This window comes from Pseudomonas sp. NUPR-002 (genome assembly GCF_056322725.1).
The window spans coordinates 940,137-962,798 of sequence record NZ_CM150476.1; the positions used below are offsets into that span (position 1 = coordinate 940,137).

At 57.4% G+C, this 22,662-nt stretch carries 23 protein-coding genes and 1 tRNA gene; 13 read left to right on the top strand and 11 right to left on the bottom strand.

Annotated features, from left to right (window positions below; translation table 11 throughout):
• Window positions 1-2: 2 nt before the first annotated feature.
• The 4 genes from yacG to ACVWSC_RS04430 are packed head-to-tail and all read right to left on the bottom strand — an operon-like array spanning window position 3 to window position 2,909.
• A complete protein-coding gene (yacG, locus tag ACVWSC_RS04415; protein ID WP_442112214.1) occupies window positions 3-209 on the bottom strand; it encodes a DNA gyrase inhibitor YacG in 207 nt (68 codons plus the stop codon).
• Complete coding sequence (coaE, locus tag ACVWSC_RS04420; RefSeq protein ID WP_442112215.1) at window positions 206-829, bottom strand: dephospho-CoA kinase; 624 nt, start codon at window positions 827-829, stop codon at window positions 206-208. Before coaE ends, yacG begins: the two co-directional genes overlap by 4 nt.
• Window positions 829-1,698 (bottom strand): prepilin peptidase, encoded by an 870-nt coding sequence (locus tag ACVWSC_RS04425; RefSeq protein WP_442112216.1) that lies wholly within the window; start codon window positions 1,696-1,698, stop codon window positions 829-831. The genes coaE and ACVWSC_RS04425 overlap by 1 nt, the downstream gene beginning before the upstream one ends.
• Before the next feature lie 2 nt (window positions 1,699-1,700).
• Window positions 1,701-2,909, bottom strand: coding sequence for a type II secretion system F family protein (locus ACVWSC_RS04430; protein ID WP_442112217.1), 1,209 nt, complete (start codon window positions 2,907-2,909; stop codon window positions 1,701-1,703).
• 220 nt (window positions 2,910-3,129) lie between these two features.
• Between ACVWSC_RS04430 and ACVWSC_RS04435 the strand changes: the two genes are divergently transcribed.
• From ACVWSC_RS04435 to ACVWSC_RS04465, 7 genes are all read left to right on the top strand, one after another.
• Complete coding sequence (locus tag ACVWSC_RS04435; RefSeq protein ID WP_442112218.1) at window positions 3,130-3,558, top strand: pilin; 429 nt, start codon at window positions 3,130-3,132, stop codon at window positions 3,556-3,558.
• 63 nt (window positions 3,559-3,621) lie between these two features.
• Window positions 3,622-3,697: transfer RNA gene (locus tag ACVWSC_RS04440), tRNA-Thr, on the top strand.
• A gap of 614 nt (window positions 3,698-4,311) precedes the next feature.
• Window positions 4,312-5,634, top strand: a complete 1,323-nt coding sequence (locus ACVWSC_RS04445; RefSeq protein WP_442112219.1) for a hypothetical protein — start codon at window positions 4,312-4,314, stop codon at window positions 5,632-5,634.
• Window positions 5,635-5,802: 168 nt separating this feature from the next.
• Window positions 5,803-7,143, top strand: coding sequence for a DUF6861 domain-containing protein (locus ACVWSC_RS04450; protein ID WP_442112220.1), 1,341 nt, complete (start codon window positions 5,803-5,805; stop codon window positions 7,141-7,143).
• 11 nt (window positions 7,144-7,154) lie between these two features.
• Window positions 7,155-7,763, top strand: a complete 609-nt coding sequence (locus ACVWSC_RS04455) for a GAD-like domain-containing protein (RefSeq protein WP_442112221.1) — start codon at window positions 7,155-7,157, stop codon at window positions 7,761-7,763.
• 153 nt (window positions 7,764-7,916) lie between these two features.
• Window positions 7,917-8,534, top strand: coding sequence for a GAD-like domain-containing protein (locus tag ACVWSC_RS04460; protein WP_442112222.1), 618 nt, complete (start codon window positions 7,917-7,919; stop codon window positions 8,532-8,534).
• Window positions 8,535-8,663: 129 nt separating this feature from the next.
• Window positions 8,664-9,104, top strand: a complete 441-nt coding sequence (locus tag ACVWSC_RS04465; protein ID WP_442112223.1) for a bleomycin resistance protein — start codon at window positions 8,664-8,666, stop codon at window positions 9,102-9,104.
• Window positions 9,105-9,234: 130 nt separating this feature from the next.
• Here the strand turns inward: ACVWSC_RS04465 and ACVWSC_RS04470 are convergent, their stop codons facing one another.
• The gene (locus tag ACVWSC_RS04470) at window positions 9,235-10,287 is read right to left on the bottom strand and encodes a GGDEF domain-containing protein (protein ID WP_442112224.1); all 1,053 of its coding nucleotides are present in this window, start codon (window positions 10,285-10,287) and stop codon (window positions 9,235-9,237) included.
• A gap of 333 nt (window positions 10,288-10,620) precedes the next feature.
• Here ACVWSC_RS04470 and ACVWSC_RS04475 point away from each other — a divergent pair, with 333 nt between their 5' ends.
• On the top strand, window positions 10,621-10,878 hold the full coding sequence (locus ACVWSC_RS04475) for a DUF6678 family protein (protein WP_442112225.1): 258 nt from the start codon (window positions 10,621-10,623) through the stop codon (window positions 10,876-10,878).
• A 434-nt stretch (window positions 10,879-11,312) separates the two neighbouring features.
• Here ACVWSC_RS04475 and ACVWSC_RS04480 read toward each other — a convergent pair whose 3' ends face one another.
• Together ACVWSC_RS04480 and ACVWSC_RS04485 are read right to left on the bottom strand one after the other, a co-directional pair.
• Window positions 11,313-12,026: a DUF4225 domain-containing protein gene (locus tag ACVWSC_RS04480; RefSeq protein ID WP_442112226.1), complete on the bottom strand. Its 714-nt coding sequence runs from the start codon at window positions 12,024-12,026 to the stop codon at window positions 11,313-11,315.
• Complete coding sequence (locus ACVWSC_RS04485) at window positions 12,023-12,508, bottom strand: Hcp family type VI secretion system effector (RefSeq protein WP_442112227.1); 486 nt, start codon at window positions 12,506-12,508, stop codon at window positions 12,023-12,025. The genes ACVWSC_RS04480 and ACVWSC_RS04485 overlap by 4 nt, the downstream gene beginning before the upstream one ends.
• A 420-nt stretch (window positions 12,509-12,928) precedes the next feature.
• On the opposite strand from ACVWSC_RS04485, the gene ACVWSC_RS04490 reads away from it, so the two are divergent.
• Entirely contained in the window at window positions 12,929-13,528 is a 600-nt protein-coding gene (locus tag ACVWSC_RS04490; RefSeq protein ID WP_442112228.1) for a transglycosylase SLT domain-containing protein, read from the top strand.
• Between the two features lie 53 nt (window positions 13,529-13,581).
• Window positions 13,582-14,031 (top strand): lecithin retinol acyltransferase family protein, encoded by a 450-nt coding sequence (locus tag ACVWSC_RS04495; protein WP_442112229.1) that lies wholly within the window; start codon window positions 13,582-13,584, stop codon window positions 14,029-14,031.
• Here ACVWSC_RS04495 and ACVWSC_RS04500 read toward each other — a convergent pair.
• The 4 genes from ACVWSC_RS04500 to cra form a co-directional block, all read right to left on the bottom strand.
• A complete protein-coding gene (locus tag ACVWSC_RS04500; RefSeq protein ID WP_442112230.1) occupies window positions 14,028-14,339 on the bottom strand; it encodes a DUF3077 domain-containing protein in 312 nt (103 codons plus the stop codon). The two genes, ACVWSC_RS04495 and ACVWSC_RS04500, sit on opposite strands and share 4 nt — an antisense overlap.
• A 62-nt stretch (window positions 14,340-14,401) precedes the next feature.
• Window positions 14,402-14,629: a hypothetical protein gene (locus tag ACVWSC_RS04505; RefSeq protein ID WP_442112231.1), complete on the bottom strand. Its 228-nt coding sequence runs from the start codon at window positions 14,627-14,629 to the stop codon at window positions 14,402-14,404.
• A gap of 402 nt (window positions 14,630-15,031) precedes the next feature.
• Window positions 15,032-15,808 carry a TatD family hydrolase gene (locus ACVWSC_RS04510; protein WP_442112232.1) on the bottom strand — a complete coding sequence of 259 codons (777 nt, stop codon included), beginning with the start codon at window positions 15,806-15,808 and terminating at the stop codon, window positions 15,032-15,034.
• A 2-nt stretch (window positions 15,809-15,810) separates the two neighbouring features.
• Window positions 15,811-16,806 carry a catabolite repressor/activator gene (gene cra / locus ACVWSC_RS04515; protein WP_442112233.1) on the bottom strand — a complete coding sequence of 332 codons (996 nt, stop codon included), beginning with the start codon at window positions 16,804-16,806 and terminating at the stop codon, window positions 15,811-15,813.
• A 283-nt stretch (window positions 16,807-17,089) separates the two neighbouring features.
• Between cra and ptsP the strand changes: the two genes are divergently transcribed.
• Genes ptsP through ACVWSC_RS04530 form a run of 3 tightly spaced genes read left to right on the top strand, consistent with a single transcriptional unit; the run spans window position 17,090 to window position 22,626 of the window.
• Complete coding sequence (ptsP, locus tag ACVWSC_RS04520) at window positions 17,090-19,948, top strand: phosphoenolpyruvate--protein phosphotransferase (protein WP_442112234.1); 2,859 nt, start codon at window positions 17,090-17,092, stop codon at window positions 19,946-19,948.
• Window positions 19,949-20,899: a 1-phosphofructokinase gene (pfkB, locus tag ACVWSC_RS04525; protein ID WP_442112235.1), complete on the top strand. Its 951-nt coding sequence runs from the start codon at window positions 19,949-19,951 to the stop codon at window positions 20,897-20,899. It abuts the gene before it with no gap.
• A complete protein-coding gene (locus tag ACVWSC_RS04530; protein ID WP_442112236.1) occupies window positions 20,896-22,626 on the top strand; it encodes a PTS fructose-like transporter subunit IIB in 1,731 nt (576 codons plus the stop codon). Before pfkB ends, ACVWSC_RS04530 begins: the two co-directional genes overlap by 4 nt.
• The last annotated feature ends 36 nt before the right edge of the window (window positions 22,627-22,662 follow it).

Sequence of the window (22,662 nt, forward strand, 5' to 3'; positions counted from 1 at the left end):
GATCAGTGGTGAGCGCGCGGATCGAGCTCGCCGGAAAACAGCTCGTCTTCAGCGTCCGGGGCTACCGGGATCTTGTGTTCTTCAGCGGCCCAGGCGCCCAGGTCGATTAACTTGCAGCGATCGGAACAGAACGGCCGGAACGGGCTGGCTGCGTTCCATTCAACGGGGGCGCCACAGGTTGGGCATTCAACGGTCAGGGGTTGGCTCATGCTTGGCCTCCTCGCAAAGTCAGGTAAAAGTGGTGCAGGCGGTCGACCTCCGAGTGCAGCCAGTTCAGGTCGCGGTCATTGACCAGCACATCGTGGGCATGGCGCAGGCGCTCTTCACGGCTGGCCTGGGCCTTGAGAATGGCCTCGACCTGCTCGGGGCTGGTCTGATCGCGTAGCAGGGTGCGCTGTACCTGCAATTCTTGCGGGGCATCAATAACCAACAGACGCTGGGTGCGCTGGTACTGCCCCGACTCGACCATCAGCGGCGAGACGAACACCGCATAAGGCGACTCGGCCTTGGCCAGGTAACTGAAAATCTCCTGACCGATCAACGGATGCAGCAGCGCTTCCAGCCAGCGCCGTTGCTCCGGGTTGCTGAAAATCAGCTGGCGCAGTGCCGCGCGGTCCAGTTGCCCGTCTTCCTGTAGCACGCCGGGGCCGAAGTGCTCGACGATCCGCGCCAGCGCCGGACGCCCGGGCTCGACCACCCAGCGTGCTGCCTGATCGGCATCGACCAGATGCACACCCAGTTCGACAAAACGTTGGGCAGCGGCGCTTTTGCCACTGCCGATGCCGCCGGTAAGGCCGAGAATCCAGGGAGTGAAAGCAGCGGTGGTCATCACAATCCAGAGAATTTCAGATAAGAAGCGGTTATTTGACCACCCCAGAGCAGCGCGATCCAGCCCGCGATGGCCAGATAAGGACCAAAGGGAATCGGCGTGCTGGTCTTCAATCCTTTCGCGCGCAACAGAATCAGGCCAATCAGCGCGCCCAACAGCGACGACATCAGCAATGTCTGCGGCAGAATCTGCCAGCCGCCCCAAGCCCCAATCAGCGCCAGCAACTTGAAGTCGCCGTAGCCCATGCCTTCTTTACCGGTGATGAACTTGAACAGCCAGAACACCGACCACAGGCTCAAATAGCCCGCAACCGCACCCCACAGCGCATCTTCCAGTGGCACGAACAGCTCAAAGGCATTGACGATAAGCCCCAGCCACAACAGCGGGAATACCAGAGCATCGGGCAGTAACCGGTGCTCGATATCGATCAGGCTCATCGCCAGTAGCCCCCAGCTGAGGAGCATCAGCGCCAGTGCTGCAGCGCTGGCGCCCAGCCTCCAGGCAACAAATACCGTCAGCACCGCACAGCCCAGTTCCACCAGCGGATAGCGCGGACTGATGGCGCTGCGGCAACTGCTGCAGCGCCCGCGCAGTAACACATAACTGAGCAGCGGAATATTTTCCCAGGCGCGAATACGGTGGCCACAGTGCGGGCAATGTGAGGCGGGGAGGAACAGATCGTAGCGCTCGGCGGCCTGCACTTCGGGCAAATCCAGCACCTCCCGAGCCTCTGCCTGCCACTGGCGTTGCAGCATCAGCGGCAAGCGATGCACCAGCACATTGAGAAAGCTGCCGACGATCAGCCCCAGCAGCAGGGCAACGCTCAAGTACAACAGCGGCTGGCTGGCCAGCGTATCCATCAAGTCCATGTTCAGATCACACTACCCAACTGAAAGATTGGCAGGTACATGGCGATCACCAGGCTGCCCACCAGCAGCCCGAGAATCAACACGATCAGAGGTTCGAGCAAACTGGCCAGGTTATCGAGTGAGCGTTCGATGGCGCTTTCATAATGGCTGGCGACTCTGGCGAGCATATCGTCCAGCGTACCGCCTGTCTCGCCAATGGCGCACATCTGTTGCATCAGCCGCGGAAACAGCCCGCTGTAAGCCATCGTCTGACTCAACGACTGACCACTGGCCAGATCCTTGCGCAAGCGCAGTACCGCTTGTTCATATAACGGATTACCACAGGCACCGGCCACCGGCCCCAGCGCCTCCAGCAGCGGTACACCGGCCGCGTACGAGGTGGCCAGGGTACGAGCGAAACGGGCCAGCGCAGCATGGCTGAGCAAAGCGCCGAACACCGGCAGCTTCAACGCCTGATGCAGGCACCACAAACGAAACCCGGGCTGGCGCTGATAGGTGCGGTGCAAACCCCAGGCACCCGCGAGCACACACAGCAATAACCCGCCAGCGTACTGCCCCAACCAGTCGGAAAGGCCAATCACCCGCCGGGTGAATGCTGGCAGCTCAGCGCCGAAGCCGTTGAACATCGCCTGAAACTGCGGCACCACCTCAAGCAGCAACAGCGCGGAAACGCCAAGCCCGGTCAGCAGCACAATCAGTGGATAACGCATCGCCTTGTTCAACCGTGCCCGCAGTGCCTGGCGTTGCTCCTGTAGGTTGGCGACCTGTTCAAGCACCGTGTCCAGGCTGCCGGATTGCTCACCGGCGGCAATCAGATTGCAGTAGAGCGCATCGAAATACTGAGGGTGTTTGCGCAAGGTATCCGCCAGATTACATCCCGCACTGATATCGGCCTTCAGCGTACCCAGCAGCGCAACCAGTGCCGGATTGCTGCTGCTCTGGGCAATCACCTCGAACGCCTGCAGCAGCGCGATCCCCGAGCCGATCAAACTGGCCAGCTGGCGGCTGAACTGGCTGAGCTCGCGAGCACCCAGCTTGCCCTGCCTGCGCCACAGTTGCGTCCGCACCCGCTCGATGTTGCCGGGGCGAATGCCGCGCTTGCGCAGTTCCACACGCAGCAGGGCAGGACTGTGCCCGCGGCTTTCGCCTCGCACCAATGCGCCCTGCGCCGTCGTGCCTTGCCAGGTGTAGCTGTAGGTTTTCTTGGTCATCGCGACATCCTTGTGGCGTGGCCCGCACAAACCCGGAAACAGCTTCGCGGCTCGTGCGGCGGGCAGGAGTGCCCGCTGCTCACTAGAGTAGTCGAGCCGGTATGAATGAATGACAGGCGCAGGGTGACAAAAAGTGTCTATTCGGGCCTACTGGCGCGCTTGTTGGCAGCCTGCGCCGAAGTGCGGCTGAGCAGAACCAATTTTGTGAGGGAGACCGTCCATGAAAGGGCAACGTGGCATTACCTTGATCGAACTGATGATCGTCGTAGCGATCATCGGCATCCTGGCGACCATCGCCTTACCGATGTACACCAACCACCAGATCCGCAGCAAAGCGACCTCCGCCCTGGTGGAAATCAGCGCGCTGAAAACCCCGTTCGACCTGCGCATGAACGAAGGCAAAGACGTCACCGATGTCACCGCCCTGGGCGGCCAGGCCACCACCAGCAACTGCAGCATCACCGCCACCGGTACAGCCGCCACAGGCGTTGGCAGCATCGTCTGCACCCTGGTAGACGCCCCAGCCATCGCCGTCGGCAAAACCCTCACCTGGGCCCGCACCAGCACAGGCTGGACCTGCACCAGCACCCTCGAAGAAGACCTCGCCCCCGCCGGCTGCAAGCCCGCAAAAAGCGCCCCGGCACAGTGAGCAATAGCTGTTATTAAACAGTGATTTGCGTAAGTGATTCGGCAGTGGTAGCGTTGGTGCCACGCCGGTGTAGCTCAGTCGGTAGAGCAGCGCACTCGTAACGCGAAGGTCGCAGGTTCGATTCCTGTCTCCGGCACCACATCCAGCTCCGATGCAGCTTTTGTTGCAGTCGAGCCCCCCAAAAGCCCGCCTCACGCGGGCTTTTTTGTCTCTTCTAGGCTCCGCCCCGCGAATTGTCTTGGCTGGCAGTTAGCACCCGGTGGGCAACTGTCTTGCACTACCTGTGGGAGCGGGCTTGCCCCGCGAACACGGGCGAAGCCCGTGCCTTTCACCGCAGTGCCTGCTTCGCGGGTCAAGCCCGCTCCCACTGACCCGTGCTGCCCACTGCTATGGCGGGACGATGTAGGGAGGGGGGAGAAGAAGTAGATATGGCAGCGTTGATCTAAATTGTTTAATGAAACCAACTTATGTAAGTCGCTTCGCACTACATAAGTCGCTGTTGCCTGACTTTCTATTCTCAAGAATGTAGCTAGAATGTTGATGTGGCAGGAATCAATAACACATTTATTAATTTTTGCATGGCTTCTAATCGCTGGTTATAAATACGCACATAAGTAGCGAGCAGCTGTAGCGAACCGTAGACAACAAGTTACGGTCTTCTTTCGAGGGCCCGAGAGTCTGTTGGGTTCGCTCAATAGAACCAATAACTCGTGTCCTTAGGGGCTGTTTTTCATCGATTGTGTGGGTCGACGCATGGCAGTGAGGCTGAAGTTTCTAACCGAGGATGAGCAAGAGATCGCGCTTGCGCTGAGGTATTGGGCCATGGACGAGGAGGGGGCCTATCTTGAGCGTGTGAGCGATCTAGTGCCCTTTCGAGAGATCACTCAACCTGGTGCAGTCGCTAAGTTTGTTCGTCAGATTTGTTGGGCCTATGACGAGAATCAAGTTTGCCGGGTGTGTAATAAGGCAATGCGAGTTAATGGCCGAACCGATGCCAAAAAAACACCTCAGCGATCCTATCACCCTTGTCACGACTGTCAGGAGCGCGAACGGGAAGAACAAGATAAAAGAGCGGCTGCGCAAAGGGCCGAGCTGGAAAAACAGCTTGCACCTTATATCGCACGCGCTCGGACTATAGCGATTTCCTACATTGATTTGACTGATGACGCGGCACTTATCCTTCAGGCAATTCACGCGTTGGTCGGGCAACGACTTACTCAGGGGACATTCAATCGGGTCGACTGCGATGAGTTAACCCCAATGGGGGCGGATGACTTCATTGATCGCTTGTATGCGCAAGATATTCTTGAAGACGATCCCACTGCTGCCTGCGCTGAGGCCTATTTTATTAAAGATGGGACGGTCTGGCACAAAAAATCTCTGGCGCACTATTTTCTTCCGCCAGATACCAGGCTAGGAGGAGCAGAGGATGCTTTCAGCTTATTGCTTGAACGAGAATTTTCTGATGCAGAGGCACTGACTAATCTCTGGCTAGACTACGCTGTTACCGACGTGATGAGGTACCTACACTATCAATGTTCGATGCATAACCAAATCCTTGAATTTGAGGCTATTAAAAAGATCGAGGGTACGGCACGGCACGGGCTGCGAAAATATAGCGTCGCGCAATTGTGGTTCATTATGTGGAAGGTTGTCCGGGATGCCGCTGCACTAGCGAGTCGTAGTTATTACAGTCGAGAGAAAGCGGTAGCAACGATACCGACTAAGGTTCGAAAGCAATTGGAAATTGCAGACCAAGGCAGCGAGCTGCGTAATGACTGGTCTCGTCCTGAATCTCACATCACCGGTTCGTTAGGAATGATATTCAACTCTAAATTTGATTTAGATGAGTTTTCCACGGGGGCAAAGGTTATTGAAATGTTCACCCGCCTTGGGAATAAAAAAAGAGGTGGTGTTGAACTCAATGAATTGGCTGTAGCGTTTATGAAGGGAACGTTGGAAAACCAGAGCTCACTCCCAGCGTTGGAAGCGTTCACTGAAATGGTTCGGGCTGGGTTGTCGACCGGGGATGCGCTGATGGAAACTATTACTCGCAATCCAGAGTTGTTTCGGTAAGTTAATTTATCGCTTTGACCTGGAAGTTGTACGAGTCCCAATGCTTATTGAGTGACGTGTTTTGGATTTTCAGTCACCGAAAGTGTTTGATATATGGTGTGCTGATTTGCTCTCATATTCTCCTCGGTACTGTGAATTGGAACATAAATAAAGTCAGGGAGACGTTACATGTTTTTAGGTCGAGTGCCGTCATGGCAGCAGATTGAAGACCGTATAACCAGCCAGATGGGTTACCAAGGGGGGGCGAGTTTTCGAACCCACTTCAACGAATACGTGGCCTCCGTGTCGCTGAACATTCGTCGCGTCAACAGTGTCAGAACTGCATTCATCCACGCGGAATGGAAAGCCGCCGAGCTGTTACGGAAACGTTTTTCCGAGCTTGATATTTCCAGCATCCTTCACGAGCTGCTAAGTGTCGTTACTCAAATGGCGATGATTGTCGCGGGCAGCGTTCTTACCGGGGGAGCAATCGGCGCAGGCGTAGGGGCTTTTGCTGGTGGTGCAGGTGCCATCCCAATGGGAGCTGCAGGTGCCGCAATGGGCCTTCAAGTCAGCACCTGGATCTTGGGAGTATTGGGCTTAACGTCCATTGCTGAATTTTTCGTAGAGGGTTTGCCTGCCATTGGCAAATACTACGTGGACGGCATCAATATCGCATGGGAGGGCACACAGGGGGATGATGGATTAAGTCCATACAGCCGCGATGACCCCTTCGCGCAGCACAGAGCGACTCATCAGATTGCATTAGGGCATGTAGAGGTGGTTGCCCTGCTGCTGGGTGCCATCGTCGATTACCTTACCCGTGGTCGGGGAAATGCACATGTTCTTGCCCAGGAAATGCGCGCCAGTGGTAAAGGGGCACGGTTAGGCGAATGGATGCTCAAGCATGAAGACGCGCTGAAAAAGCGCCCCGACCTGCAATCCTCATCATCTCGCAAAGCTACGATTGGTCGGCAGGAGCCGCCGCCGAGCCGTCCAGTTGAAAAAGACAATGGCCCGACCAAAGGCAAGCCATACACTATGCCGCACCATGACGTCGAGTGCTTCAAGGCTGACAAGATGCCGGCCTCTAAAGTTGGAGAATTCGAGCGACAGTTAAAGGGTCAAGAGGACGGGCTGAATCGGCTGACGGTTGATGAGTATTTAGAGAATATCGCCAATCCGGTTAAGCGTAGCCAAACGGCTGCCAGACGGGCTCGAAAAGATTTACAAGCCAGCTTGCAAACACGACTTCAAAGGGAATATTCGAAAACGATGGGCCCCGTAGCTGCGAAAGCAGAGAGTGTAAAAAAAGCCAAGGAAACGATGTCAAACCTTGCAGGACTTCACAACCCTGATCTGAGCGCTGGCGGGAACGATATCATCGCTGATTTCGGTGATCGACAAGTAAATTCCAGTATAGGCCCTCAGTGGGGACCAAAAATAAAAAATTTGAAGAGGGCAGTGGAGGCCGTGCCAGAAACTTTGCGCGGTGACACCTATCTAAATGTCAAGCTTCATAAATGTTAAGGGGAAAAGCAATGGATGAAGTGTTTTCAATTTTTTTAAAAAACTTTGGCGGACGTATTGACCGGCAGGAAGTACCACTGTCAAGCATTGAGTTCTATAGAGGCAAGCTGCCCAATAAGTTGTTGGAATATTGGGCCGAACACGGTTGGTGCGGTTACGGTGAGGGAATTTTCTGGATAGTGAACCCGCAAGAGTACGATGGGGTGGTAGCGTCCTGGATTGAAGGGACGAGTTTTGAAGAGCGAGATACCTACCACCTGATTGCCCGCAGTGCCTTTGGCGACTTGTACCTATGGGGAGAAAAAACAGGATTTTCGCTTAAAATTACCAGCTGTATTTCTCGGTGTGTTATTCACGACTTTGAAATTACAAGTGAGGAAATGGATAGAGAGCTACAAAATTTTCTTCTATCTACAGAAGTTGAGTACAACGATTTCGATGATTTGTTCAAGCCGACGAAGAAAAAGCTCGGCACGTTGCGCCATGATGAAATGTATGGTTTTGTTCCAGCGTTAATGCTTGGTGGATCGGCATCCCTTGATCATGTTGAGAAACTAAAAGCAGTCGAGCATTTAATCCTGCTGTCCCAGCTTGCAGAGCTTGAGCCATATAGCTTTTAAGGCATACATTCGGGCACGCAGCCTGAAGTATTAAATCCAGTTGCCACTTATGCAGCAGCAACTGATCGATTTCACTCGCCCGCTGCGTCGGCAGGCGTGTGTGGATCGCTCAACGTCAGCTTACATAAATGCTAGCCGGAAAAGGTGATGCCAATGGATAGAGTGTTTGCCAGGATCATAGAAAAATTTGGTGCTCCGATTGACCGACAGGAGGTGCCATCGTCGAGTATTGAGCGTTATCGAGGAAAGTTGCCAGACCAGCTATTGGTGTATTGGGCCGAGCATGGATGGTGTGGTTATGGTGATGGTGCTTTCTGGCTGGTCAACCCACAAGAGTATGAGGGGGTTGTGGCATCTTGGCTTGAAGGGACGCCGCTTGAAAAACTTGACTCGTATCACTTGATTGCCCGAAGCGCCTTTGGTGACCTTTATTTTTGGGGAGAAAAAACAGGCGCCTCCTTAAATATAACAAGCATTCTTTCTAGGTATTTGACTTTTAGCTCCGCTCTTGGCGATGAGCAAATGGACAAGCAGTTGAGAAACTTCTTGCTCACAAGGGATTTAGAGAGCAATGATTATGGCCGGCTATTGAAGCCGGCGAAGAAAAAGCTTGGAGTATTAAGTCACGATGAAATGTATGGTTTTGTTCCTGCATTGATGCTTGGTGGGGCGGATACTCTCGAACATCTTGGGAAGGTAAAAGCGGTAGAGCATCTTACGCTACTTTCACAGATCGCCGAGCTTCAGCCTTATGGTTTTTCAGATATTTAAGTCGGCGGACTGGAGTAGAATTTAAAATCCTTTAGAGCATACGCCGCTAAGTTACAAGAAAAGCCAAGCAGAAATGGACACGCCGCCCCACTGCTTGAGGATGTGCTATCAACGACAAGGAGTCCGTTTATGAAGATGAATACGTTGGTTCCAGAGATGATTGTCTCTGACTTAAAACGAAGCCTGGATTTTTACTGCCAGATCCTGGGCTTCCAAGTTGAATACGAACGCCCAGAAGACAACTTCACCTTCCTGTCCTTTCAAGGGAGCCAATTGATGCTGGAGCAGGATGACATGGAGGAGTCTCCATGGCGTGTTGGTCCTCTTTTAGCTCCCTATGGTCGAGGGATGAATCTTTCAATTCGGTGCTCTGATGCCAACGCGTTGGCCAAGACCATCGAAGATGCTGGTATTGAATTGCGCAGACCCATTCAAGAGTGTTGGTACCGAGATAACGAGCGTCTGCACGGCGAGCTGAATTTCTTGGTACTCGATCCAGATGGCTATCTTTTGCGTTTCGCTCAAAGCTTAGGCTTCAGAGCCGTCGAGCATCAATCGAGCACGCCATAGCGGATCTATGAAACGCGGAGTTGACGCGAGCCGTTTCGCGGCAGGATCAGCGCCTGGCATGAAACCAAACGCTCAGCGTGGGGCGGTGCACTTCCGTCTCCGCCCTGGTGGCGTTATCCCGGGCGATGCTTCAAGCCTGAACCGCCTCCACCCTATTGCGCCCAGCCGATTTGCCCTTGTAAAGCGCAAGATCAGCCCGCGCAATGGCAGTACTGAGTGCCTCTTCAGCTCTGTACTGAGTGATGCCGATGGACAGTGTCACACCAACTTTGGTGTCGGCACTGTCCAACCGCATCGCTTGTATCGTGTTGCGTATACGTTCAGCAGTTTCCGCAGCCTGCTCAAGATTGGTATCCGGCAATACCGCAAGAAACTCCTCACCACCCCAGCGGCCAATAAAATCCTGTTCGCGCATCAAGCTCTGGAATAAACGGCTTACTGCAGTCAGCACCCGGTCACCCACATCATGTCCGTGCCGATCGTTGATCTGTTTGAAGTGATCTATGTCCATCAACATCAAAGTGAGGTTAGTGGGGCGTCTGTTGTGGCGCGCCAGTAGTTTTTCGGTGAGTGCAATCATCTGGCGGCGGTTGAGCAGGCCGGTCAGTGAGTCTGTGGTTGCCATCTGCGACAGGCTGTTATGCGCGCGGGTAACGGTGATCACGTAGAACAATGCGAGGTAGCTGAACATGAAGAACACAACGGTCAAGTTGAAGATGTTCACACCCAACAGAGCGTTTGAAGGGATCGGTTGTAGGGGTTCGATGTACCACATGAGCACATGCAACCCGGCATAGTAGGACCACAGGCAGGCCGCGAGGATCCAGGCGCTGCGGGCCTGCATGGTGACGAACAGGGCGGGCACGAACATAAGCAGATAGTAGTGAAAGCCACTGTCCCAGCCGATCAGTACCGTTCCCAACCCTACATGCACCAGCACTTCTGTTTGTATCAGGCGGAATGCAAGCAGGTTACGTCGGCGCTTGAAGGCGCGATAGGCGCACACGTACATAGTGACGCTGATCACGTTGATCCAGGCCAGGATCGGTGAGTCCAGAAACAGGAAGATGAAGAAAAAGGCGACATCCACGCTGCCGGCTAACTGGCAGCAACGCATGGACAGTTGCCAGAATTCGGGGCGTGCGTTGCGCTTGTAGGGCGTGTTGGGCGGCAATCCTTGCATGGCATTCGCTTCCTCGAGTCCGGTGATGAGTCCCGGTTTCAAGAGGTGACTGCATGCCCGGTGGCCAAAGTGTAAAAATCGCGTTACACCAGGAATGTAGGCCAACAATACGAGGCGCGGCCGGTAATATCCAGCGCTACAAAAACGGGAACGATTCAGTAATGAGTCGGTGCGTGGGGCGTGCCAGCTCAGGCGTGACCGCTAAGTCATGGCGTAGAGCCTTGCAGCAATCAAAAGGACTGAATGTGAGTGAGTTACCGGCGGCCAATGCTGGCCATGATGATGTGACGCGCAAGAAGATCCGGGCGGCCGTCTTATCGTTACAAGTTGGTGATGGGCCATATTTCGGGCTGGGATACGGAGTGGTTTTACCATTTGCCGTTTCCGTTTGCGTCGGTTGAATGGTTTGACATTGGTTTGACGGAGTTGGCGCCTTCGCAGGGGCGGTTGCTTGCACGGGCAGTCATTGACCATAGCGATGATATTGCGCAGGTGGTTACGCGGATTGGTTTCGAGTCTGAAGTGCGTGCGGATGTGCTGAGGATCTGGGGATATCTGCCCAAGTCGTTTGAAGATTTTCCGCCGGTATGATCCAGGCTTGGGGTAGGAGCGGGCTTGCCCCGCGATTGCGCTATGACTGACAAATCTTAATCGCGGGGCAAGCCCGCTCCTACCGATCCGCGAAGCTCGCATCGAGCGGGCTTCGCTGGGCTCCGGTCTTCATCACCACGGCGAGTACCACCGCCTGAGTTCCCACCCCACTGGGTTAGCGAAGCAATGCAGGATCAAACACCCAAAAATCAGCCACTGCAGTGATGGGGACCCAATGTAAAGATCAGGAACGTACCCAATAAACAAAAGATATTCTCTTTTAAACCACCTCAGATGATAGGTTAAGAAGAATAGATTGAAGGCCAGGCAAGCGAAAGACTTCAGATAGCCTAACTTCGGCCCAGAAAGCCGGAATCTCAAGTAGTAAGCCACTGCTACAGCTATAAGCGAAACACTTATGTACAGCGACAGAATCATTTTTTTGTCTCTACGTAAACCTGCTCACCGGTCAACATATCGATACCTACTTCAAACACAATTGCCCCTTTGCTCATGTTTGTGTAAGAGCGAACGTAGTCAGATGGCATATATTTGAACAGTCTCCATGCATCTAGTTTTAATACCATCCGGGTCATCCCATAAACGGACAGCCCAATATCTAACACCCCATAAGCGATATTTCCGTCTCGCGTGGTACCGCCCATAGACTTCGAAACGGCCTGATACCCTTTTCGAACCAAACCCTCACTGTCCGAACGCCCTGTTAATAAGTTTTCACCATTCTCGTAAACGTTGTTCGCACCATGCGCAATCATCGGGAGGCCCGCCACACCGCAAAGCACAATCGCTGGGCTGGCGCAGATTGTCGCTCCAGCAGCTAACTGGAATAACCCCGCAATCAGCCCGGCGCCTTTCCTGCCAATTTCCACTGATTGGTCGATCAGGCTCCTCTGTTCGTTCTGGATCTCCAGCAGAGCCTCATCCGGTGTTTTCTTCCCGTTGGCTACATCATCGATGATGCTTTTGGCGTAATAGGCTATTTCTCGGTTGAACTGCGTGCGAACTACACCATCCTTGATATGCATTGCGGCGAGTGTGCAGGCCTGTTTGGTCAGCACGCTTGCGGCTTCGCAGGCCTCCCAGTAGTCATTGGGTTCAACTTGTAATGGGGAAGGGCGTGGAGTCATTGATCCGCGCCCCAGTAGGCATAAGCACTGGTACCGGCGATGTGATGGGTCCAGCGGATGGTCTGATAACGTAGCGAGAGTACTTCCTGGCCTTCCGTTTCGTTCTGCAGAATCGCGTGAGGGACATCCGATACCAGTTCGGCTACCTGGCCGCCTTTAATCTCGACGCTGTAGTAGTTCTCCTGTCCGCCGTTTGCACCGACCCGATAGAAGTGGATCTTGCATTCGACCTCTTCTCGGGAGGCCAAGGCCTGAGCAAGCAAGGGCGATGACTTGTCGATAGCCTTGGTAATGACTATGGGGAGATGAGTGGGATGAGTGGAATTATCGACATTGATCATGCTGTGGCTGAACGACAACACCATGATTTCATCGGTATGCCCGCTCTGGCATTTGTTACCGATGGAGTCGGGGGTTGAACAACCAGCGGAAATCAAACCTTGTTGCTTACCGGTTATAGTCATGTAGCCGTGACTGGCCATAGGCGCCACTCCTTGTAATCGAAGTAGGCAGGCTAGCCATGTAGGCGGATCTCTGTATGTAGGCATCATCCTTGTGGCCGGTAGGACGATGCCTTAATGATAAGTACCCCCATTCCGGCGCAATATGAATTGCGAGCACTCCGGGCCTCTTAAGAGTGGTGGCCTGCGAAATGTTCTTTTGCTTTGGGATTATGGTTGTGTGGGAGTGTTGGTGCTGGGCGTGACAGATTCTGGTAGGAGCGGGCTTGCCCCGCGATTGCGATGTGCCTGACAAAACGCTATCGCGGGGCAAGCCCGCTCCTACCAACAGTGGTGGGCTGCATGTAACATCTGCGCTTTTCACCGCAAGCTGCTTCGAGTCAGGCTATGCGGGGTATTCGAAGGGCATTATAAGCCCTCATTTTTTTGCTGGGGCGATGGATGAAACAAGGGCCAGTTTGGGCACTGATAGTGATGGTCGTGATGTTGGCGGGCTGCGCTACTGCACCACCTCGAGATCAGAACAATCTCTGCAATATTTTCCGCGAGTACCCCGATTGGTATGAAGACTCGCTGGAGATGCAACAGAGGTTCGGTACGCCACAAAATGTGGCAATGGCAATCATGAAGCAGGAAAGCAGTTTCGTGCACGACGCGCTGCCACCCCGTGATTATCTGCTGTGGGTCATTCCGTGGGGGCGGGTAAGTTCGGCTTACGGTTATGCACAGGCCCAAGATCCGGTCTGGGGCGAGTACAAAGATGACGGCAATGGCGGCTCGCGTGACAACTTTGACGACGCGATCATGTTTATTGGCTGGTACACCGCAGGCACCCAGAAGCAACTGGGAATTTCCAAGTGGGACACCTATAACCAGTACCTGGCGTACCACGAGGGGCGCGGTGGTTTTAGCCGCGGCAGTTATCGCAGCAAACCCTGGCTGATGCAGGTTGCGCGTAAAGTCGAGCAACAGTCGAAGATTTACGGCGCGCAACTCAAGCAGTGCAGAGCAGAGCTTGAGGACAACAGCGGCTGGTTCTGAAGCAATGCATTGGGCCTCTGCTATTATCGCGCCATCATGGATTGGAGGTAGCGATGCTCATTGGTGATCATCTGGTATCAGCGCGGTGCGGTTACACCCACCATGGCTTGTATCTGGGCGGTGGCATGGTCATTCATTACTCGGGGTTGGCAGATGGCCTGTCCAGTGGCCCGATTGAAATCACCACTATGAACGCGTTCAGTGGAGGAGGCAGTGTCTCCATTTTCCCGCACCCACGCGCTTTGCATAACCTTGCGCAACGGCTGGCACGGGCGATGAGTAGGCTCGGGGAAAACCGCTACAACCTGGTCACCAATAACTGCGAGCATTTCGTTAATTGGTGTATCGACGGGATATCTGTCAGTGAACAGGTAAATCGCGGATGGCGGATCGTGGCCATGACTGCGGCGACGGCAAGTCCAATCGCTGGCGTGTTGGTAGGTGGGGTGGGCGCTCTGATCACCGCTAAGAAAGCGGCTCTGTCATCGGATCAATCCGTTTAAGTTGATGTGCTTGATTCGGTCTTTGAACCTTCAAGTACCGGCACTTCCATCATTGCATGCGCGACATCTTCAACTAACGCTTTGGCCATGCCGCTCAGATAATGAGCGGCCAAAACCATGGCCTCGTCCTGCTCGAACAACACATGCTGGGTGAGTTTGCTTACACAGCCCATCAGTAAAGCCGCTTGTTCCATCACAAACTGCGCATCGTGCCCTGGCTCCACGCGGAACAAGCGTTCAGTTCGGCTTTCGTGCTCGCCTTCACCAAACATTCCGACGCCGGTTGTTTTAAAACCTTCTTCGCTCATTTGTTGCGCTCCTGGCATGCGCCAAGCGGCCAGCCTTGCCGCAGCAAGGCTGGCGCTCAAACTCAGTGCTGTGACTGAACCTTGCTCAACGCCAGTTCCACCAGGCGGTGGGCGTTGTCGATTTCGTGCAGGGCGGCCAAGCTCAATGCCTGGCAAGAGGCGCAGGAGTGAAGCAGGACTGTTTGATGCGACACCGTCAGTGCGCACACGAGGTATTCGGAGATCTGGACGAGTATGTCTTCGAGGGTGTGGTGAGTATGGATGGGTGGGTCAGGAACGATTTTTAGCATGGCAAACTCCGACATCGGTGGAGCTGCCACGTCTCTGCTGTCAAACAAATGGGTGGCAGCTGTACGCGGGTTGACAGACCGAGGATATCGGAACTCGGCGCACACGAATGTGCCCCACGCACAGCCGCCATAAAGCGATGAGCATGTGATCCGAACTCAGAAATCGGCCTGTCAAAACCGGTCGTTGAAATTGACAACGACAGGCCGAGACTAGAACCCAAGCGGGATCACTGCAATGCCTTGAAGGCGGCAAAAGTATGCTTGGGAAATGGACTACATGGAATCAGGAAAATACGACAACTTCACAGGTTTCTTCGGTCTGCGTGGTAGGAGCGGGCTTGCCCCGCGATAGCGATTTGTCGGTCAGATCGCATCGCGGGGCAAGCCCGCTCCTACCGAGTGTTACCAGCCGAATAGCTCAGAGGAATTGCGGGTACTTACTTCGGCCAACTGTTCCACCTCAATCCCGATAATCGCTGCCAGCGCCGCCGCAATCTGCGGCAGGTGTTCGGGGCTGTTGCGCTGCCCGGCAAACATCGCCGGGGCCATGTCGGGGGCGTCGGTTTCCAGCACCAGGCTGTCCAGTGGCAACTGCGGCAGCACTTTGTGCAAACGCAGGGCCTGAGGCCAGGTGGCAGCGCCGCCGAGGCCGAGTTTGAACCCCAGTTTGTGGTATTCGCGGGCTTCTTCAACGCTGCCGGCAAAGGCGTGGATGATGCCGCCCCGTGGCAGTTTGAAGCGTTTGAGGGTGGCAATCACCGCAGCATGGCTGCGGCGCACGTGGAGCAGGGCAGGCAGGTTGAAGTCGACGGCCAGTTGCAGCTGGGCTTCGAAGCACTGCTGCTGGCGTTCGCGGTCCAGCTCCGGCAGGTAGTAGTCCAGGCCGAATTCGCCGACGGCACATAGCTGGCGCTCACCACGCAGACGGCTCAGCCAGTCGCCGAGTTGTTGAACGTGTTCGGGGCGGTGCTGATCGATGTACACCGGGTGCAGGCCGAACGCGGCGTACAGCTGCGGGTCGCTTTGTACCAGCTCCCACACCCGCTGCCAGTTGCTCTGGTACACCCCCAGCACCACCATGCGCTCGACACCCGCAGCCCTGGCGTTGGCCAGCAGGGCCGTGCGGTCAGGGTCGAAATCCGGAAAATCCAGATGGGTGTGGGTGTCGATCAGGCGCATGTTCAGGCCTTGATGATTCGCTGTTTGAAGGTTCGACTTACGGCATGTACGCCGGGTTCGTAGTGCTTGTCTTCAACGGCGGCCAGGGCCAGCTTGAGGGCGATCTCGGCCATGACGCCATGTTGCTGGGCCATGGCGTTGACCGGCAGCGGCAGGAAGTCGAGCAACTGGTTGTCACCGAAGGTACCCAACTGCAGGCTGCGCGAGTCTTCCGGGCGCGCTTGCAGTACGTCGAACACGCCTTGCAGCAGCACGTAGGAGGTGGTCACCAGAGCGTCCGGCAGGCCGCCCAGTTCGCTGATCAGTTGGGTCATCAAGCGCTGGCCGCACTCGCGGCTGAAGGCTTCACCCTGGTAGCGGCTGACGTTGCCGTTGAAACCCTGCAGGGCATCGTCGAAACCACCGGCACGTGCCTGGCTGACACTCAGCTCTGGGCGGGCGCCGATCAGGGCGATGTGCGCAGGCTCGGTAGCGAGCAGGCTGCGGGTCAGTTGCTGACTGGCGTTACGGTCGTCGCTGACTACCGAGCAGAAATGCGCCGGGTCCAGGCTACGGTCGATGGCGATAACCGGCAGGCCTTTGGCTTGCAGTTGGCGATAGCTGTCGTCATCGGCCGGCAGGCAGCTGGCCACAAACAGCGCATCGCAACGCCGGGCACGGAACAGCTGCTGCAACTGGCGCTCGCTGTCGGGCTGGTCGTCGCTGCTGGCAATCAGCAGTTGATAGCCTTTGGCCCGGGCACCTTGTTCCAGTTGCTTGGCAATGCGTGCGTAGCTGGGGTTTTCCAGGTCCGGGAGAATGAACCCCAGGGTCTTGGTGTGTCGGCTACGCAGGCCGGCAGCCTGTGGGTTGGGGGTGAAGCCATGGGCTTCCACCACCGCACGCACACGTTCCACCGTGCTGCTGCTGATGCGTTGCTGTTCGGCCTTGCCATTGATGACATAGCTGGCAGTGGTCACGGACACACCGGCCAGACGCGCGATATCGCTGAGTTTCACCGCAAATTCCTTGTTATACCGGGGCTGTTTGCACAGCCTGACCGGGGATTGTCGCCGATTCTGCGATCACGGCGCAGACGACCATTGTCGCAATTGTCCGACAAGATGGGGCTTCATTGATCGAAGATTATCGAGTAACGTGCTCACAATTCTAGATTAAACGTTTCAGCAGGCGACTTTTCTGCCCAACCATCGCCTGCCAAGGGCTCAGTGCAACTGGCCCTGTGCTGAATAATTCACAACAATACCTCAGTACCCACCTGGTGCTGTAAAGGAGAAGGACATGCTCGAGCTCACTGTAGAGCAGATATCCATGGGCCAGTCGGCTGTGGATAAGGCCGCGGCGCTGCAGCTTTTAGCCGAGCATCTGGTCCGTGACGGCCTGGTGGCCGACGGTTATCTGGCCGGCCTGCAGGCCCGTGAGGCGCAGGGTTCGACTTTTCTTGGCCAGGGCATTGCTATCCCGCATGGCACCCCGCAAACCCGTGACCAAGTGTTTACCACCGGCGTGCGTTTGCTGCAGTTTCCCGAGGGTGTGGACTGGGGCGATGGCCAGCGGGTGTACCTGGCCATTGGTATCGCTGCGCGCTCCGATGAACACCTGCGGTTGTTGCAACTGCTGACCCGCGCCCTGGGTGAAACCGATCTGGCCGAGGCGTTGCGCCGGGCCAGCAGCGCTGAGGCGCTGCTCAAACTGCTGCAAGGCGCGCCGCAGGAGCTGGCGCTGGATGCGCAGATGATCGGCCTGGGGGTTGCTGCCGAAGACTTCGACGAGCTGGTCTGGCGCGCCGCCCGTTTGTTACAGCGTGCCGATTGCGTCAGCGGCGGCTTTGCCGGGGTGCTGCAACAGGTTGAACCGTTGCCGCTGGGTGAAGGCCTGTGGTGGCTGCACAGCGAGCAGGCCGTGCGTCAGCCGGGGCTGGCTTTTGTCACACCGCAGCAGCCGCTGCGTTTCCGTGATCAACCGCTGCTTGGCGTGTTCTGCCTGGCCAGCCTGGGCGCGGCCCATCAGGCGCTGCTTGAGCGCCTGTGCACCCTGCTGATCGAAGGCCGTGGCCAGGAGCTGTGCCGCGCAACCAGCAGCCGAACGGTATTGGAGGTGCTGGGCGGTGAAGTGCCGGCCGACTGGCCCAGCGTGCGCATCGGCCTGGCCAATGCTCACGGCTTGCACGCGCGCCCGGCCAAGGTGCTGGCGCAATTGGCCAAAGCTTTTGACGGTGAAATCCGTCTGCGGTTGGTCGACAGTGGCCAAGCCGCAGTATCGGCAAAAAGCCTGAGTAAGCTGCTGAGCCTCGGTGCGCGGCGCGGTCAGGTGCTGGAGATCATAGCCGAACCGCATGTGGCCGCCGATGCGCTGCCGGCCTTGCGCGCGGCCATTGAAGAGGGCCTGGGCGAAGAAATCGAGGCGCTGGCGGCAGCTCCTGAAGCAGTGCCTGAGCCGTTACCGGAGCCTGAGCTGCAGGCACCTGCAGAAGGTGCCGTGATTCAGGGTGTGGCTGCCGCACCGGGTATCGCCTGCGGTCCGGCGTACATTCAGGTGCAACGTGAGTTCGACTATGCGCTGCGCGGTGAATCGCTGCCGGTTGAGCGCACGCGTTTGCAGCAGGCGCTGGCGGCGGTGAATGCCGAGATCGCCGCGCTGATCCAGCGCAGTCAGGCCAAGGCGATTGGCGAGATCTTTATCACCCATCAGGAAATGCTCGCCGATCCCGAGCTGGCCGACGAAGTCGACCTGCGCCTGCGCCAGGGCGAAAGTGCGCCAGCGGCATGGATGGCAGTGATCGATGCCGCAGCACGCCAGCAAGAAGCCTTGCACGACGCCTTGCTCGCCGAGCGTGCCGCCGACCTGCGTGACATTGGTCGCCGCGTGCTCGCCCAGCTGTGTGGTGAGGCGGATCAGCCTGCGCCCGAACAACCTTATGTGCTGGTGATGGAGGAGGTTGGCCCCTCGGATGTCGCCCGCCTGGACCCAACGCGGGTGGCCGGCATCCTCACCGCGCGTGGCGGTGCCACCGCGCATAGCGCCATCGTTGCCCGTGCACTGGGCATACCGGCGGTGGTCGGTGCCGGTGATGCGGTGCTGTTGATTGCATCGGGTACCGAGCTGTTGCTCGATGGTCAGCGCGGGCGCTTGCAGGTAGCGCCGCCAGCCGATGAACTGCAGCGCGCCCTGGCCGAACGCGAACGCCGCGAACAGCGTCTGCAACAGGCCCGCGCCCATCGCCTGGAACCGGCAGTTACCCGTGACGGCCACGCCATCGAGGTGTGCGCCAACATCGGTGAAAGCAAAGGCATCGAGGCGGTGGTCGATCACGGTGCCGAAGGCGTCGGCCTGTTACGCACCGAGCTGATTTTCATGGCGCACCAACAGGCGCCGGACGAAGCCGTGCAAGAGGCCGAGTACCGCCGCGTGCTCGATGGTTTGGACGGTCGGCCGCTGGTGGTGCGTACCCTGGACGTCGGCGGTGACAAGCCGCTGCCGTATTGGCCGATTGCCCAGGAAGAAAACCCGTTTCTCGGCGTGCGCGGTATTCGCCTGACCCTGCAGCGTCCACAGGTGATGGAAAGCCAGTTGCGCGCCTTGCTGCGTGCAGCCGGTGATCGGCCGCTGCGGATCATGTTCCCGATGGTCGGCCAGCTTGAAGAATGGCGGCAGGCGCGGGCCATGGTCGAGCGCCTGCGTGAAGAAATCAGCGTCACGGATTTGCAACTGGGCATCATGGTCGAGGTACCGTCAGCGGCGTTGCTGGCCCCGGTGCTGGCGCAGGAAGTGGATTTCTTCAGCATCGGCACCAACGACCTGACGCAATACACCCTGGCCATCGACCGCGGGCATCCGAGCCTCTCGGCACAGGCCGACGGTCTGCACCCGGCGGTGCTGCAACTGATCGACATCACCGTACGCGCCGCCCATGCCCACGGCAAATGGGTGGGCGTGTGCGGCGAGCTGGCGGCTGATCCGCAAGCAGTCGCGGTATTGCTGGGCCTGGGCGTCGATGAGTTGAGCGTGGCGGCGCGCAGCATTGCCGAGGTCAAGGCCCAGGTACGAGAACTGAATTTTGAACACGCCCGGCAGCTTGCTCAGCAAGCCTTGCTGCAGGGCAGTGCCAGCGCCGTACGGGCGCTGGTGGAGAGCAATTGAATGGCCAGGATACTCACCCTCACTCTCAACCCGGCACTGGATCTGACGGTCAGCCTTGATGCGCTGCACAGCGGTCAGGTCAATCGCAGTCAGGCTCAGCACAGCCATGCGGCGGGCAAGGGCCTGAATGTTGCGCAGGTGCTGGCTGACCTTGGCCACCAGGTGACCGTCGGCGGTTTTCTCGGCGCCGATAACCTGCAGCCGTTCGAGGCGCTGATCACCCGCCGAGGCTTTGCCGACTGCTTTGTACGCGTGCCCGGTGAAACCCGTTGCAACATCAAACTGGTCGAAGCCGATGGCCGTGTCACCGACATCAACGGGCCCGGCCCACAGGTGGATGAGCAAGCCTGTGAGCAATTGCTGGCCAAGCTTGCGTACCTGGCGCCGGGGCACGATGCGGTGGTGGTGGCAGGCAGTTTGCCGCGTGGTATCAGCCCGCAATGGTTGCAGCAGTTGCTTGCGCAGCTCAAGGCCATGGGCATGAAGGTCGCCCTCGACAGCAGCGGTGAAGCCCTGCGTGCCGGGCTGCGCAGTGCGCCTTGGCTGGTCAAACCCAATACCGATGAGTTGGGCGAAATGCTTGGCCGAGGCGTGCACAGTTTTGCCGAGCAGCAGGCCGCGGCCCGTGAGCTGATCGCCCAAGGCGTGGAGCATGTGGTGGTGTCCCAGGGTGAGCAGGGGGTCAATTGGTTCCAGCCAGGGCGAGCGCTCAGCGCGGTGCCGCCACGGGTAAAGGTCGCCAGCACGGTTGGTGCGGGTGATTCGTTGTTGGCGGGCATGGTCCACGGCCTGCTCAGTGCCGCTAGCTCGGAAGCCACGTTGCGCCTGGCCACCGCGATTGCCGCGCAGGCGGTTACCCAGATCGGATTTGGCATCAACGACCGGGCGCAGCTGGCGCAACTGCAACACGACGTGCGCCTGAGCGAAGAACAACAAGAGGGTTGCAGATGAACATCGCCATCGTCACCGCCTGCCCCAATGGCCAGGTTTCCAGCGTGCTCAGTGCGCGTTTGCTGGAGGCCGCCGCGCAACGTCTGGGCTGGAGCACCAGTGTTGAAGTGCATGATCCGCAACAACCGCAACGCCAATTGTCGGCAGCGGTGATTGCTGCGGCTGATTGGGTGCTGGTGGTCAGCACAGGTCCTCTGGACTTGCAGCGCTTTGCCGGCAAACGCTTGTTCCAGAGCACCCCAGCCCAGGCGTTGAGCGATACGCAACATTACCTCACTCAGGCGGCATCGCAGGCTGAGGTGTATCAGCCCACCACCCAGACGCAACCGAGCGCTCAGCCGCGCAGCGCCAAAATCGTCGCCATCACCGCCTGCCCGACCGGTGTCGCGCACACCTTCATGGCTGCCGAGGCGTTGCAGCAGGCGGCACAGCAACTGGGTTATCAACTCACGGTCGAGACCCAGGGCTCGGTCGGTGCGCGTAACCCATTGCCGCCTGCGGCCATCGCTGAGGCGGATGTGGTGCTGCTTGCCGCCGATATCGAGGTGCCAACCGAACGCTTTGCCGGTAAGCGCATTTATCGCTGCGGTACCGGCGTTGCCTTGAAACAGGCCCAGGCCACCTTGAACAAGGCCCTGGCGGAAGGCCGTGAAGAGTCCGCCGCGCAAAGCACCGCTGCCAGCACCACTGGAAGCGAGAAAACCGGGGTGTACAAGCATCTGCTGACCGGTGTGTCGTTCATGCTGCCGATGGTGGTAGCGGGCGGTTTGCTGATCGCCTTGTCGTTCGTATTCGGCATTGAAGCGTTCAAAGAGCCCGGTACCTTGCCTGCGGCACTGATGCAGATTGGCGGTGAGGCGGCGTTCAAACTCATGGTGCCGCTGCTGGCCGGGTACATCGCCTACTCGATTGCCGACCGCCCAGGGCTTGCGCCCGGGATGATCGGCGGCTTGCTGGCGAGCACCTTGGGTGCCGGGTTTATTGGCGGTATCGTCGCCGGTTTTCTAGCCGGTTACAGCGCCAAGGCCATCAGCCGTTGGGTGCGTTTGCCCAGCAGCCTGGAGGCGCTCAAACCGATCCTGATCATTCCGCTGCTGGCCAGCCTGTTCACCGGCCTGGTGATGATTTATGTGGTGGGCCAGCCGGTGGCGGGCATGCTGGCCGGGCTTACACATTTTCTCGACAGCATGGGCACCACCAATGCGATTCTGCTCGGTGTGCTGCTGGGCGGGATGATGTGTGTAGACCTGGGCGGGCCGATCAACAAGGCCGCGTATGCGTTCTCGGTGGGCCTGCTGGCGTCGCAGAGCTATGCACCGATGGCGGCGACCATGGCGGCCGGGATGGTGCCGCCGATTGGCCTGGGCATTGCCAGTTTTATCGCTCGGCGCAAATTTGCGCAGAGTGAGCGCGAGGCGGGTAAAGCGGCGTTTGTACTGGGCTTGTGCTTTATCTCCGAAGGCGCGATTCCGTTTGCCGCCAAAGACCCGCTGCGGGTGATTCCGGCGAGTATTGCCGGTGGTGCGCTGACCGGGGCGCTGTCGATGTATTTTGGCTGCAAGCTGATGGCACCGCATGGTGGGCTGTTCGTCATGCTGATACCTAATGCCATCAACCATGCCTTGCTGTACCTGCTGGCGATCGTTGCGGGCAGCCTGCTGACGGCCTTGCTGTATGCCGTACTCAAACGCAGCGAAGTACAGGAGCTGGCGGTACAACCAGGGTAGGTGGGAGCGGGCTTGCCCCGCGAGGCGATGTGGCTG

What these genes read in the sequence shown, in the direction of transcription:
- yacG (WP_442112214.1), bottom strand. Translation starts at nt 209, where the DNA reads ATGAGCCAACCCCTGACCGTTGAATGCCCAACCTGTGGCGCCCCCGTT.
- coaE (WP_442112215.1), bottom strand. Translation starts at nt 829, where the DNA reads ATGACCACCGCTGCTTTCACTCCCTGGATTCTCGGCCTTACCGGCGGC.
- ACVWSC_RS04425 (WP_442112216.1), bottom strand. Translation starts at nt 1,698, where the DNA reads ATGGACTTGATGGATACGCTGGCCAGCCAGCCGCTGTTGTACTTGAGC.
- ACVWSC_RS04430 (WP_442112217.1), bottom strand. Translation starts at nt 2,909, where the DNA reads ATGACCAAGAAAACCTACAGCTACACCTGGCAAGGCACGACGGCGCAG.
- ACVWSC_RS04435 (WP_442112218.1), top strand. Translation starts at nt 3,130, where the DNA reads ATGAAAGGGCAACGTGGCATTACCTTGATCGAACTGATGATCGTCGTA.
- ACVWSC_RS04445 (WP_442112219.1), top strand. Translation starts at nt 4,312, where the DNA reads ATGGCAGTGAGGCTGAAGTTTCTAACCGAGGATGAGCAAGAGATCGCG.
- ACVWSC_RS04450 (WP_442112220.1), top strand. Translation starts at nt 5,803, where the DNA reads ATGTTTTTAGGTCGAGTGCCGTCATGGCAGCAGATTGAAGACCGTATA.
- ACVWSC_RS04455 (WP_442112221.1), top strand. Translation starts at nt 7,155, where the DNA reads ATGGATGAAGTGTTTTCAATTTTTTTAAAAAACTTTGGCGGACGTATT.
- ACVWSC_RS04460 (WP_442112222.1), top strand. Translation starts at nt 7,917, where the DNA reads ATGGATAGAGTGTTTGCCAGGATCATAGAAAAATTTGGTGCTCCGATT.
- ACVWSC_RS04465 (WP_442112223.1), top strand. Translation starts at nt 8,664, where the DNA reads ATGAAGATGAATACGTTGGTTCCAGAGATGATTGTCTCTGACTTAAAA.
- ACVWSC_RS04470 (WP_442112224.1), bottom strand. Translation starts at nt 10,287, where the DNA reads ATGCAAGGATTGCCGCCCAACACGCCCTACAAGCGCAACGCACGCCCC.
- ACVWSC_RS04475 (WP_442112225.1), top strand. Translation starts at nt 10,621, where the DNA reads ATGGGCCATATTTCGGGCTGGGATACGGAGTGGTTTTACCATTTGCCG.
- ACVWSC_RS04480 (WP_442112226.1), bottom strand. Translation starts at nt 12,026, where the DNA reads ATGACTCCACGCCCTTCCCCATTACAAGTTGAACCCAATGACTACTGG.
- ACVWSC_RS04485 (WP_442112227.1), bottom strand. Translation starts at nt 12,508, where the DNA reads ATGGCCAGTCACGGCTACATGACTATAACCGGTAAGCAACAAGGTTTG.
- ACVWSC_RS04490 (WP_442112228.1), top strand. Translation starts at nt 12,929, where the DNA reads ATGAAACAAGGGCCAGTTTGGGCACTGATAGTGATGGTCGTGATGTTG.
- ACVWSC_RS04495 (WP_442112229.1), top strand. Translation starts at nt 13,582, where the DNA reads ATGCTCATTGGTGATCATCTGGTATCAGCGCGGTGCGGTTACACCCAC.
- ACVWSC_RS04500 (WP_442112230.1), bottom strand. Translation starts at nt 14,339, where the DNA reads ATGAGCGAAGAAGGTTTTAAAACAACCGGCGTCGGAATGTTTGGTGAA.
- ACVWSC_RS04505 (WP_442112231.1), bottom strand. Translation starts at nt 14,629, where the DNA reads ATGCTAAAAATCGTTCCTGACCCACCCATCCATACTCACCACACCCTC.
- ACVWSC_RS04510 (WP_442112232.1), bottom strand. Translation starts at nt 15,808, where the DNA reads ATGCGCCTGATCGACACCCACACCCATCTGGATTTTCCGGATTTCGAC.
- ptsP (WP_442112234.1), top strand. Translation starts at nt 17,090, where the DNA reads ATGCTCGAGCTCACTGTAGAGCAGATATCCATGGGCCAGTCGGCTGTG.
- pfkB (WP_442112235.1), top strand. Translation starts at nt 19,949, where the DNA reads ATGGCCAGGATACTCACCCTCACTCTCAACCCGGCACTGGATCTGACG.
- ACVWSC_RS04530 (WP_442112236.1), top strand. Translation starts at nt 20,896, where the DNA reads ATGAACATCGCCATCGTCACCGCCTGCCCCAATGGCCAGGTTTCCAGC.